8 protein-coding genes are annotated in these 13,057 nt (G+C 62.3%); 6 read left to right on the forward strand and 2 right to left on the reverse strand.

The features are described 5' to 3' along the window. Window positions 1-91: 91 nt before the first annotated feature. Window positions 92-2,446, reverse strand: a complete 2,355-nt coding sequence (parC, locus tag ACQ4W6_RS06705; protein ID WP_436566404.1) for a DNA topoisomerase IV subunit A — start codon at window positions 2,444-2,446, stop codon at window positions 92-94. A gap of 54 nt (window positions 2,447-2,500) precedes the next feature. Then, entirely contained in the window at window positions 2,501-4,498 is a 1,998-nt protein-coding gene (locus ACQ4W6_RS06710) for a DNA topoisomerase IV subunit B (protein WP_436566405.1), read from the reverse strand. 464 nt (window positions 4,499-4,962) lie between these two features. Here ACQ4W6_RS06710 and kdpF point away from each other — a divergent pair, with 464 nt between their 5' ends. The 6 genes from kdpF to kdpE are packed head-to-tail and all read left to right on the forward strand — an operon-like array spanning window position 4,963 to window position 13,038. After that, on the forward strand, window positions 4,963-5,052 hold the full coding sequence (gene kdpF / locus ACQ4W6_RS06715) for a K(+)-transporting ATPase subunit F (protein WP_034746483.1): 90 nt from the start codon (window positions 4,963-4,965) through the stop codon (window positions 5,050-5,052). Continuing rightward, window positions 5,052-6,869, forward strand: a complete 1,818-nt coding sequence (kdpA, locus tag ACQ4W6_RS06720; RefSeq protein ID WP_436566406.1) for a potassium-transporting ATPase subunit KdpA — start codon at window positions 5,052-5,054, stop codon at window positions 6,867-6,869. Before kdpF ends, kdpA begins: the two co-directional genes overlap by 1 nt. A 9-nt stretch (window positions 6,870-6,878) precedes the next feature. Further along, window positions 6,879-8,957, forward strand: a complete 2,079-nt coding sequence (gene kdpB, locus ACQ4W6_RS06725; RefSeq protein WP_436566407.1) for a potassium-transporting ATPase subunit KdpB — start codon at window positions 6,879-6,881, stop codon at window positions 8,955-8,957. Between the two features lie 10 nt (window positions 8,958-8,967). Beyond that, window positions 8,968-9,543: a potassium-transporting ATPase subunit KdpC gene (kdpC, locus tag ACQ4W6_RS06730; protein ID WP_436566408.1), complete on the forward strand. Its 576-nt coding sequence runs from the start codon at window positions 8,968-8,970 to the stop codon at window positions 9,541-9,543. Window positions 9,544-9,601: 58 nt separating this feature from the next. Further along, window positions 9,602-12,340 carry a DUF4118 domain-containing protein gene (locus ACQ4W6_RS06735; protein WP_436566409.1) on the forward strand — a complete coding sequence of 913 codons (2,739 nt, stop codon included), beginning with the start codon at window positions 9,602-9,604 and terminating at the stop codon, window positions 12,338-12,340. After that, window positions 12,340-13,038, forward strand: a complete 699-nt coding sequence (gene kdpE, locus ACQ4W6_RS06740) for a two-component system response regulator KdpE (RefSeq protein ID WP_436566582.1) — start codon at window positions 12,340-12,342, stop codon at window positions 13,036-13,038. The genes ACQ4W6_RS06735 and kdpE overlap by 1 nt, the downstream gene beginning before the upstream one ends. Window positions 13,039-13,057 lie beyond the last annotated feature (19 nt).

Here is a 13,057-nt window from a genome sequence, read left to right on the forward strand (position 1 = left end):
TGCGCACGCCGGAACATGGGCGAAAAAAAAGACAGGCAATGAATCAACCTGTCTTTTTTCGCAGTGCTAACGTGGATCTTAGCCTGGATGATCAGCCGATGGCTGCCATCGAAACAGGCTTCAGCTTGGCTGCCAGCGGCTTGCCCTTCTTCGCGCGCTTGCCAAAGTGATCGGCCAGGGCGGTAGCACCCAGCGATGCATCCTGCGGTTTTGATGCCCGGCCAATGCCTGAGACTACCACGCCGCGCTGGGTGATCGGCTGCACGGCCAGCAGCTTGTCCTTGCCTTCCAGGTCGATCAGCTTGACGCCGGTGCCGCCCTTCGACAGGGTTTTCATTTCATCGATGCCGAACACCAGCAGGCGCGCGCTTTCCGTCAGACAGGCGATGGCGCTGGCCGCTGCCGGTATGACTTTCGGTTCGAGCGGCACGTCGCCATCATCGAGGGTCATGAAGGCCTTGCCACCTTTCAGCCGGCTGACCATGTCGCCCGCCTTGGCAATAAAGCCGTAGCCGGCGCTCGATGCCAACAGCAAACTGGTGGTGCCATTGCCCGCAAAGTAGTGCAGGATGCGCACGGCATTTCCGGGCGTGCCACCGCTCATGTCGCACAAGGTCGTGATCGGCACACCATCGCCGCGCGCGTTGGGTAAGGCCGAAACGGGCACGGAATAGATCTTGCCATTGTTGCCAAAGCCCAGCAGGGTATCGACCGTGCGGCATTCGAAGGCGCCATGCAGGGTATCGCCCGCCTTGAACGTGAATTGCGCCGCATCGTGGCCGATGCCGGTACGCGCGCGCACCCAGCCTTTTTCCGAAATGATGACGGTGACCGGCTCATCGACCACCTTCTGCTCGGCCACGGCTTTTTGCGCTTCCTCGATCAGGGTGCGGCGGGTATCGCCGAACTGCTTGGCGTCCGCCTCGATTTCGCGGATGACGGCACGCTTCATCGTGCCCGGGTTATCGAGCAGGTCTTGCAGCGACTTTTCTTCCTTGCGCAGTTCGGCCAGCTCTTGCTGGATCTTGATCGTTTCCAGGCGCGCCAGCTGGCGCAGGCGGATTTCCAGGATATCGTCGGCCTGGCGCTCGGACAGCTTGAACGCTTCGATCAGGGCCGATTTCGGTTCATCCGAATTGCGGATGATGTGGATCACCTTGTCGATATTGAGCAGGATCGCTTCGCGCCCTTCCAGGATATGGATGCGGTCGCGCACCTTGCCCAGTTTGTAGCCAGTGCGGCGTGTGATGGTTTCGAAGCGGAAATCGATCCATTCGCGCAGGATGTCGCCCAGGCCTTTCTGACGCGGACGGCCATCGCCGCCGATCATCACCAGATTGATCGAGGTCGACGATTCCAGCGAAGTGTGCGCCAGCAGCATCAGCATGAATTCGGTCTGGTCCTGGTTCTTCGATTTCGGCTCGAACACCAGGCGCACAGGCGCGGCGCGGCCCGATTCGTCGCGGATGGTGTCGAGCGAATTGAGGATCAGCGCTTTCAATGCCACCTGTTCCGGCGACAGGGCCTTCTTGCCTGTCCTGATCTTGGGATTGGTCAGTTCCTCGATTTCTTCGAGCACCTTTTGCGACGATGTGCCAGGCGGCAGTTCCGTCACCACGGCTTGCCACTGGCCGCGTGCCAGTTCTTCGATCTTCCAGCGCGCGCGCACTTTCATGCTGCCACGGCCGCTCGCGTACATGTCCTGGATTTGCGACGGCGGGGTGATGATCTGGCCGCCACCGGGAAAATCGGGGCCGGGGATGATGGCCATCAGCTCGGCGTGCGTGATCTTCGGATCGCGGATCATGGCCACGGCTGCTTTTGCCACTTCCGTCAGGTTGTGCGACGGGATTTCCGTGGCCAGGCCGACGGCAATGCCGGAGGCACCATTTAGCAGCACCATCGGCAAACGCGCCGGCAGCAGCTTGGGTTCTTCCGTCGAGCCGTCGTAGTTGGGCTGGAAGTCCACCGTGCCCATGCCGATTTCATCCATCAGTAATTTGGCGATCGGCGTCAAACGCGCCTCCGTGTAGCGCATTGCCGCCGCGCCGTCGCCATCGCGCGAGCCGAAGTTGCCCTGGCCGTCGATCAGCGGGTAGCGCAGCGAGAAATCCTGCGCCATGCGTACCAGCGCGTCGTACACGGACTGGTCGCCGTGCGGATGCAATTTACCCAGCACGTCGCCGACCACGGCCGCCGATTTGCGCGGCTTGGCTGTGGAATTGAGGCCCAGTTCATTCATCGCATACAGGATGCGGCGCTGCACTGGCTTCTGGCCATCGCAGACGTCGGGCAGGGCGCGGCCCTTGACCACCGAAATGGCGTAATCGAGATAGGCGCGCTCGGCGAAGGTGGACAGGGTCAGCGCTTCGCCGTCGAATGCCGGCTCATCGGGCACGGTTGGCTCAGGCTGGGCTTCGTCAAATAAATTGGTTTGTGTGGACATGGTTTATCTTGCTACTTGGTTTGTCTGGTATGGATAGGCTGTGCGGCGCGTTGCTTAAATATCGGCTTCCGCCTCATTGCCGTGCTCCTCGATCCAGGCGCGGCGTCCTGCCGCTTCGCCCTTGCCCATCAACATATTGAAGCGGGCGGCGGAGGTCATGTGGTCGATTTCGCCCAGGGTCACGGGCAGCAAGCGGCGCGTATCCGGGTTCATCGTGGTTTCCCACAGCTGTTCGGCGTTCATCTCGCCCAGGCCCTTGAAGCGCGAAATGGACCAGGCGCCCTGTTTTACGCCTTCCTTGCGCAGTTTATCCTCGATGGCCACCAGTTCGCCGGCGTCGAGCGCATAGATTTTTTGCATCGGTTTCTTGCCGCGCGCAGGCGCGTCGACGCGGTACAGCGGCGGGCGGGCGATGCAGATATGTCCCTTGTTGATCAGGGCCGGGAAGTGCTTGAAGAAGAGCGTCAGCAACAGTACCTGGATGTGCGAGCCGTCCACGTCCGCATCGGAAAGGATGCAGATTTTGCCGTAGCGCAGGCCGGACAGGTCGGGCGTGTCGCCCACGCTGTGTGGGTCGACGCCGATGGCCACGGCGATGTCGTGGATTTCGTTATTGGCGAACAGGCGGTCGCGGTCCGTTTCCCATGAGTTCAGCACCTTGCCGCGCAGGGGCAAAATAGCCTGGAATTCCTTGTCGCGGCCCATCTTGGCCGAACCGCCCGCTGAGTCGCCCTCGACCAGGAACAGTTCATTGCGCGTGATGTCGGACGATTCGCAGTCAGTCAGCTTACCCGGCAGGACGGCCACGCCCGAGGATTTTTTCTTTTCCACTTTTTGCAGCGAGCGCTGGCGCGATTGCGCCTGCTTGATCACCAGATCGGCCAGCTTCTTGCCATAGTCGACGTGCTGGTTCAGCCACAGTTCCAGCGGTGGCTTGGTGAAGGTCGAGACCAGGCGCACGGCGTCGCGCGAATTGAGGCGTTCCTTGATCTGGCCCTGGAATTGCGGGTCCAGCACCTTCGCCGACAGCACGAAGGAAGCGCGCGCGAACACGTCTTCGGGCAGCAGTTTCACGCCCTTGGGCAGCAGCGAGTGCATCTCGACGAAGTTTTTCACGGCGCCGAACAGGCCGTCGCGCAAGCCCGATTCGTGCGTACCGCCATTCGAGGTGGGAATCAGGTTGACATACGACTCGCGCACGATGGCGCCTTCTTCCGTCCATGCCACCACCCAGGCCGCGCCTTCGCCTTCGGCAAAGCCTTCCGAATCCGGGCCCGCATATTGCGCGCCTTCGAACAGGGGAATCAGGGTTTCGCCATTCGACACTTGCGCCAGCGATTCGGTCAGGTAGCCGCGCAAGCCCTCCGCGTACAGCCAGGTTTGCGTGTCGCCCGTCTTGGCGTTGGTCAGGGTAACGGTCACGCCGGGCAGCAGCACGGCTTTCGAGCGCAGCAGGCGCTGCAGCTCGGTCTGCGAGATATTGGGCGAATCAAAATACTTCGGATCTGGCCAGGCGGTGACGCGCGTGCCCGATTTTTTACCGTCGCGCGGGGCGGGGCGGGAATTCAAGGGTTCGATCACATCGCCGTTGGCAAACACCATGTGATGCAGGCCGTTGCCGTCGCTTTCCTTGCGCCAGACGGTGATTTCCAGCCGTGTGGACAGCGCGTTGGTAACGGACACGCCGACGCCATGCAAGCCGCCCGAAAATGCATAGGCGCCGCCTGAACCCTTGTCGAACTTGCCGCCCGCGTGCAGCCGCGTAAACACGATTTCCACCGTCGGCACGCCTTCTTCCGGATGCAGGCCGACGGGAATGCCGCGGCCATTGTCTTCGACAGTGATGCTGCCATCGGTGTTTTGCGTCACGGCGATATGCGTGCAATGACCGCCCAGCGCCTCGTCGGAGGCATTGTCGATCACTTCTTGAATGATGTGCAGCGGATTTTCAGTGCGGGTGTACATCCCCGGGCGCTGCTTGACGGGTTCCAGTCCTTTCAGGACACGGATGGATGATTCGCTGTAGTCGGATGCTGGTTTTTTAGTGGCCATACGTGTTCAAGCTAAGTAAAGACAGTGGTTGGAACGCCAGGCCAGGGCACTGCGCGGCGCAGTGACAACGGCGGCGATAACTGTATAAATATACAGTATATTCCGTCCAGCGTCACTGGGGAATGGCAGTGCGGCAGGTATGGCGTCCTTGTGCGGACGCTCGCGCATTCTATCTTGATCGGCGGGCAATAGCGCTACTGCTAGCTAACAACGGTGCACCTTGCCCCGCCGTTTTGCGCCAGCCAGGGCAGATTTTATGCGGCCAACACCGCATTTTTACATCTTGTTTACATCGCCCTCCCCAGTCTTTACAAATTTTTTAGACCCTTTTGGCTAATCTGCTCACTATCAAAACAAACCTGAATGAGGGTGGGAATGGATATCGTGTATCTCGGCTTGATTGCCGTTTTTTTCGTCGTGGTGGTCGGCTTTGCCGTGGCCTGCGACAAATTAAGGAGCGTCAAATGAACGCATTTTATGTACTGGGCGCCGTGGTGTCGGCCGGCCTGCTCGTGTATCTGCTGGTGGCGCTGCTGAAGGCTGAGGAACTGTGATGACGACGCAATCGATATTGATGTTGGTGCTTTTCTTGTTTGTCTTGCTAGCAGCAAGCTATCCGCTGGGCCTGTACATGGCCAAGGTGGCCGGCGACGGCCCCGTGCGCGGCATGGGCTGGCTGCAAAAGCTGGAAAACCTGCTGTACCGCTGTTCCGGCCTGGACATGAGCAAGGATAGCGACCGGGCCATGGGCTGGAAAAGCTATGCCATCGCCCTGGTCGTGTTCAATACCGTGGGCGCCTTTTTTGTTTACGGCCTGCAGCGCCTGCAGGGCTTTCTGCCTTTAAATCCTCAGGGATTGGCTGGCGTGAGCCCCGATTCCTCGTTCAATACCACCGTCAGCTTTGTCGCCAATACCAATTGGCAGGGCTACGGCGGCGAACAGACCATGAGTTACCTGACCCAAATGCTGGGCCTGGCATGCCAGAACTTTTTCTCGGCCGCCACCGGCATCGCCGTGATCTTTGCGCTGGTGCGCGGCTTCACCTCGCGTTCGGGCAAGTCGATCGGCAATTTCTGGATCGACCTGGTGCGCTCCACGCTGTATATCCTGCTGCCGCTGTCGCTGGCCCTGTCCGTGGTCTTCATGGGCGAAGGCATGATCCAGAATTTTTCCCCTTACAAGGAAGTAACCCTGCTCGACCAGGTGGCATATGAAACGCCGAAAGCTGGTGCCGATGGCCAGCCCGTGCTGGATGCTGCCGGCAAGCCCGTGATGGAAGCGCAAGTGGCGAAAACGCAGACGATCGCCATGGGTCCCGTCGCGTCGCAGGAATCGATCAAGCTGCTGGGTACGAATGGCGGCGGTTTCTTCAACGCCAACTCCGCGCACCCATATGAAAACCCGACCGTGCTGTCGAACTTCCTGCAGATGCTGGCCATTTTCCTCATTCCCGCCGGCCTGTGCTTCACCTTTGGCCGCATGGTGGGTGACATGCGCCAGGGCTGGGCCGTAGTGGCCGCGATGACCTTGATCTTTGTCGTCATGACGGCCGGCGTGATGGGCGCCGAGCAGCAAGCCAATCCTGCCTTGCAGGCGCTGGGCGTGGACCAGCAGGCCAGCAGCCTGCAATCGGGCGGCAATATGGAAGGCAAGGAAACGCGTTTCGGCATCAGCTCATCGACCCTGTTTGCGGCGGTGACGACGGCCGCATCGTGCGGTGCCGTCAACTCCATGCACGATTCCTACATGCCCCTGGGCGGCATGGTGCCGCTGCTGCTGATGCAGTTCGGCGAAGTGATTTTTGGCGGCGTGGGCACGGGCTTGTACGGCATGCTGATGTTCGCCATCCTGGCCGTCTTCATCGCTGGCTTGATGATAGGGCGCACGCCTGAATACCTGGGCAAGAAAATCCAGGCTTACGAAATGAAGATGGTCTCGCTGGCCATCCTGGTGACACCAGCCCTGGTGCTGACGGGCACGGCGATCGCCGTGATGGTGGAGCCGGGTACGGTGGGCGTGGCCAATCCGGGCGCGCACGGTTTCTCGGAAATCCTCTACGCCTTCACCTCGGCGGCGAATAACAACGGCAGCGCGTTTGCCGGCCTGTCCGCCAACACGCCGTTCTATAACGTGATGCTGGCGATCGCCATGTGGTTCGGCCGCTTCGCCGTGATCGTGCCTGTGCTGGCGGTGGCCGGTTCGCTGGCGGCCAAGCAGCGCCTGTCGGCCAATGCCGGCACCATGCCCACGCACGGCCCCATGTTCATCGGCTTGCTGATTGGCGTGGTGGTGCTCGTTGGCGTGTTGAATTATGTTCCCGCGCTGGCCCTGGGCCCGATCGTCGAACACCTGCAACTTTTTACAAAATAAGAGGCTATCATGTCACGCAAAAGCCTGACCTTGTTCGATTCCGCATTGATCGGCCCCGCCATCGTCGATGCGTTTAAAAAACTCAGCCCCCGCACGCAGTGGCGCAGCCCCGTGATGTTCGTGGTCTACGTGGGCAGCATCATCACCACCCTGCTGGCCATCCAGGCGGCGGGTGGCCAGGGCGAGGCCTCGTTCGGCTTCATCCTGTCCGTCGCCGTGTGGCTGTGGTTTACCGTGTTGTTTGCAAACTTTGCCGAAGCGCTGGCCGAAGGCCGCAGCAAGGCCCAGGCGGCCTCGCTGCGCGCCCTGAAGCAAACGGTGATGGCGAAGAAAATGCAAACGCCGAAGTACGGCACTTCCTGGCTGCCGACGCCGGCCACTGACCTGCGCAAGGGCATGACGGTGCTGGTCGAGGCGGGCGACGTGATTCCAGCCGACGGCGAAGTGACGGCCGGCGTGGCTTCTGTCGACGAAAGTGCCATCACGGGCGAATCGGCGCCAGTGATCCGCGAATCGGGTGGCGATTTTTCGGCCGTGACGGGCGGCACCCGCGTGCTGTCGGACTGGCTGCTGGTGCGCGTTTCCGTCAATCCTGGCGAAGCCTTCATCGACCGCATGATTGCCATGGTCGAAGGCGCCAAGCGCCAGAAGACGCCGAACGAAATCGCCCTGACGATCCTGCTCGTCGCCTTGTCCATCGTTTTCCTGATCGTCACCGTGACGCTGCTGCCGTATTCTCTGTTCTCCGTGGCGGCGGCCGGCAGCGGCACGCCGGTGACGATTACCGTGCTGATCGCGCTGCTGGTGTGCCTGATCCCGACCACCATCGGCGGCTTGTTGTCGGCCATCGGCGTGGCCGGCATGAGCCGCATGATGCAAGCCAATGTGATCGCCACCTCGGGCCGCGCCGTGGAAGCGGCCGGCGACGTCGACGTACTGCTGCTCGACAAGACGGGCACCATCACCTTGGGCAACCGCCAGGCGTCCAGCTTCGTGCCTGCCCCTGGCGTGACGGAGCAACAACTGGCCGACGCGGCGCAACTGGCCTCCCTGGCCGATGAAACGCCGGAAGGGCGCAGCATCGTCGTGCTGGCCAAGCAGAAGTTCAATATCCGTGAACGCGAGATGGCCAGCCTGCATGCCACCTTTGTTCCGTTCACGGCGCAGACGCGCATGAGCGGCGTGGATATTCCAGCCGACCAGCATGTGCGCCAGCTGCGCAAGGGCGCGGCCGACTCGATGAAAAAGTACGTGGAAGCACTGGGCCAGCCGTATCCGGACGAGGTGGCGCGCGCCGTCGACGATATCGCCCGCCGCGGCAGCACGCCGCTGGTGGTGGTCGACGATGGCCGCATCATGGGTACCGTGGAACTGAAGGATATCGTCAAGGGCGGCATCAAGGAACGCTTTGCGGAACTGCGCCGCATGGGCATCAAGACCGTCATGATCACCGGGGACAACAAGCTGACAGCGGCGGCGATTGCGGCCGAAGCGGGCGTGGACGATTTCCTGGCCGAGGCGACGCCGGAAGACAAACTGAAGCTCATACGCAGCTACCAGTCCGAGGGACGCCTGGTGGCGATGACGGGCGACGGCACCAACGATGCGCCCGCGCTGGCCCAGGCCGACGTGGCCGTGGCCATGAACTCAGGCACGCAGGCGGCGAAAGAGGCGGGTAATATGGTCGACCTGGATTCGAACCCGACCAAGCTGCTGGAAATCGTCGAAATCGGCAAGCAGATGCTGATGACGCGCGGTTCGCTGACGACGTTCTCGATCTCGAACGACATCGCCAAGTACTTCGCCATCATTCCGGCCGCCTTCGTAGGCACCTATCCGCAGTTGAAGGCGCTCGACATCATGCACCTGTCGAGTCCCGCGTCGGCCATCATGTCGGCCGTGATCTTCAATGCGCTGATCATCGTCGTGCTGATCCCGCTGGCACTGAAGGGCGTGCAATACCGGGCCATCGGCGCGGCCAGCCTGTTGCGCCGCAATCTGCTGATCTACGGCGTGGGCGGCATCATCTTGCCCTTCATCGGCATCAAGCTGATCGACATGCTGCTGTCCGCACTTAATTTAGTCTAAAGGAACCGTCATGAGCACTATCGTACGTCCCGCCCTGGTCCTGTTTGCCGCGCTGACCGTGATCTGCGGCGTGATTTATCCGTTTGCCACCACCGGCATCGGCCAGCTGGCTTTCAATGATGAAGTCAACGGCAGCATCGTCGAGCGCGACGGCAAACCCGTCGGCTCTGCCCTCATCGGCCAGTCGTTCACCTCGCCCAAGTATTTCTGGGGCCGGCCATCGGCCACCGCGCCGATGGCCAACAATGGCGCCGGTTCTGGCGGCTCCAACCAGGGGCCGACGAATCCTGCCCTGGTCGATGCCGTCAAGTCGCGCATCGCCGCCCTGCAGGCGCTTGACCCCGGCAACCGGAACCCGATCCCTGTCGACCTGGTGACGGCGTCGGGCAGCGGCCTGGATCCGGAAATCAGCCTGGCTGGCGCGCTGTACCAGGCGCCGCGCGTGGCACGCGTGCGCGAAATACCGCTGGCGCAGGTGGAAAATGCCATCGCCAAGGTACAGAAAACCGCGTATATCGGCTTTTTCGGCGAGGCACGCGTGAATGTGCTGGAACTGAATCTGGCGCTGGACGCGGCGCAGAAGTAAGATGATGCTGGGGGCGGTGCCACCGGCACGCCTCCTGTTTTTACATGTAAAGATACCCATGCTCCCCAACGACAGCCAACGCCCCGACCCTGACGCCCTGCTGGCACAGGTGCAGGCGCAGGAAAAGAAAGCTGCGCGCGGCCGGCTGCGCATTTATTTCGGCGCATCGGCCGGCGTCGGCAAGACTTATGCGATGCTCGCCGCCGCCCGAAAGCTGTTGGCCGATGGCCAGGAACTGCTGGTGGGCGTGGTGGAAACGCATGGGCGCCAGGATACCGCCGCCCTGCTCGATGGCCTGCCGCTGTTGCCATTGAAGGCGGTCGAATACCGTGGCAAGACCTTGTTCGAGTTCGACCTGGACGAAGCGCTGCGGCGCGCGCCTGCGCTGATACTGATGGATGAACTGGCCCACTCGAACGTGGCCGGTTCGCGCCATCCGAAACGCTGGCAGGATGTCGAGGAATTGCTGGCGGCCGGCATCGACGTGTTGTCCACCGTGAATGTGCAGCACCTGGAGAGCCTGAATGATGTGGTGGGCGGCATTACCGGCGTGCGTGTGGCCGAGACCCTGCCTGACACGGTGTTCGACCGCGCCGATGAAGTGGTGCTGGTCGATATTCCCGCCGACGAACTTCTGCGCCGCCTCAAATTGGGCAAGGTGTATCAGCCGCTGCAGGCCGAGCGGGCGTCGCAGAACTTTTTCCGCAAGGGTAATTTGATCGCCCTGCGCGAACTGGCCTTGCGCCGCACGGCGGACCGGGTGCAGGATGACGTGCAGGCCTACCGCGTCGAAAAATCCATCAACCCCGTGTGGAAGACGGGGGCAGCGCTGCTCGCTTGCGTGGGGCCGCGCGCGGGTGGCGAACATGTGATCCGCAGTACGGCGCGCCTGGCCAGCCAGCTGAACGCCGAATGGCATGCACTGTATGTGGAAACGCCGCGCTTGCAGCGCCTGCCGGCGCGCGAGCGCGAACGCATCCTGAAAACGTTAAAGCTAGCGCAAGACCTGGGCGCGCGCACGGCCGTCAATCCGTCCGGCGATATCGCCGCCGCGGTGGTCGAGTATGCGCGCAATGCGAATATCTCGAAAGTCATCGTGGGGCGTGGCCGCGTCAGTGCGCTGGCGCGCCTGTGGAATGCGCCGCCGGCCGAGCGCATGGCCAGCCTGGCACCCGATATCGACCTGATCGAAGTGGGCTTGCCGCAAGCCGATGCCGCGCCCCGGCGCGCTGCGGGCGACGTTGCGGAAGTGGCGCGCCGCCCATCGCGTCACTGGCGCTACATTTTTGCCGCCGGCGCCAGCCTGGCGACGGCCATGGCTTCGTTGCCGCTGCAGCCCTACCTGGACCTGGCCAATATCGCCATGTTGTCCCTGCTGACGGTGGTACTGGTGGCCGTGCGCCTGGGACGCGGGCCGGCGGCGCTGGCTAGCCTGGTGGGCGTGGCCTGCTTCGATTTCATCTTCGTGCCGCCCCGCTTCTCGTTTGCCGTGGGTGATTTTCAATACGTGATCACCTTTGGCGTGATGCTGGCCGTGGGTCTGATCACGGGGTATTTGACTGCCGGCCTGCGCTTTCAGGCACGGGTCGCCTCGCACCGTGAAGCACGCGCCCGCGCCCTGTACGAGTTTTCGCGAGATTTATCTGGCGTGCTGCAGATGGAGCAGATCTTCGACATCACGAAGAGTGCCATCGAGCGCGCTTTTCGCGCGCGCGCCACCTTGCTCTTGCCCGATGACGAGGGCCGTTTGCAGGAGTCGCATGGCGTGGAACAGCTGGACATGGGCATCGCGCAGTGGGCTTTTGACCATGCCCAGGCGGCTGGCACGGGCACGGACACCCTGCCCGGTTCGAACATTTTCTATTTGCCGCTGATCGCGCCCATGCGTACACGTGGCGTTCTGGCGCTGTTGCCATTGCAGGCGCCGTATCAAGGACGCTGGCTGCTGGTGCCGGAACAGCGCCAGCACCTCGATACCTTTGCCGCGCTGGCCGCGATTGCCCTCGAGCGCGTGCACTACATCGACGTGGCGCAGGGCGCCCTGGTGCAGATGGAGTCCGAGCGGCTGCGCAATTCGTTGCTGGCGGCCCTGTCGCACGACTTGCGCACGCCATTGACGTCGCTGGTGGGCCTGGCCGAATCGCTGGCCTTGTCCAGGCCTGCGTTGTCGCCAGCGCAGCTGGACATGGCGCGCGCGCTGCAGTCCGAGACCGTGCGCATGAGCGCCCTGGTGGCCAATTTGCTCGACATGGCGCGCATCGAAAGCGGCCAGGTGCGCCTGAACCTGCAATGGCAGGCGCTGGAAGAAGTGGTGGGCAGCGCGCTGCGCGCCAGCGGCCCGCAATTGCAGGCGCACCGGGTGCAAACGCAGCTGGCACCAGACTTGCCGCTGGTGCGCTATGACGCCGTACTGATCGAGCGCGTGCTATGTAACCTGCTGGAAAACGCGGCCAAGTACACGCCGCCGGGCAGCACCATCATCATCTGCGGCCGTGTGCATGGACAGTTTTTGCAGGTGACGGTGGCCGACGATGGCCCCGGTCTGCCGCCGGGCCGCGAAGAAGCTATTTTTGAAAAATTCACGCGCGGCGAGCGCGAATCGAACAAGCCGGGCGTGGGACTGGGGCTGGCCATTTGCCGCGCCATCGTCGAAGCGCATGGCGGCACCATCCACGCACAGTCGCAAGTGCCGGGGCAGGGCGCCGCCATGGTGTTGACCTTGCCGTTGGGGGTGCCGCCGGCGCCGCCCGAACTGGAATTGGACGATGCAAACGTATTTGAAACAGGAAAACCATGATGAACGAACTTTCCGCAACCGCCTTGCTGGTCGAGGATGAACCGCAAATCCGCCGTTTCGTGCGCTCCGCGCTGGAAGACGAGGGATGGCAGATTTTTGAGTCGGCCACCATGCAGCGGGGACTGATCGATGCCGGCACGCGTCGGCCCGACCTGATCGTGCTGGACCTGGGCTTACCCGACGGCGACGGCATCGATTTCATCAGTGACGTGCGCAAGTGGTCGGCCGTGCCCATCATCGTGCTCTCCGCGCGGGTCGACGAGCAGGACAAGATCCGCGCGCTCGATGCAGGCGCGGACGACTACCTGACCAAGCCATTCGGGGTGGGGGAATTGCTGGCCCGCGTGCGTGCCACCTTGCGCCGCCAGCGCCAGCCCGCCGCCAGCGACGATGGCGTGGTGCAGTTTGGCGACGTGCGCGTCGATCTGAAGGACCGCCTGGTGACGCGCAACAAGCAGTTGGTGCACATGACGCCGACGGAATTCCGTTTGCTGTCGGTACTCGTGAAAAACGCCGGCAGGGTGGTCACAAATCCTCAGTTGCTGCGCGAAGTGTGGGGGCCGTCGAACAGCGAAAACGGTCACTATCTGCGCATCTACATGGGTCACTTGCGCCAGAAACTGGAAGCCGATCCTGCCCAGCCGCAGTACCTGCTGACGGAAACGGCAGTCGGTTACCGCTTGCTCTTGCCCCTCTAAACCGTTTTCTTACCCCGTT

Origin of the sequence: Janthinobacterium woesei (assembly GCF_051380875.1) — a bacterium.
Taxonomy (GTDB): domain Bacteria; phylum Pseudomonadota; class Gammaproteobacteria; order Burkholderiales; family Burkholderiaceae_D; genus Janthinobacterium.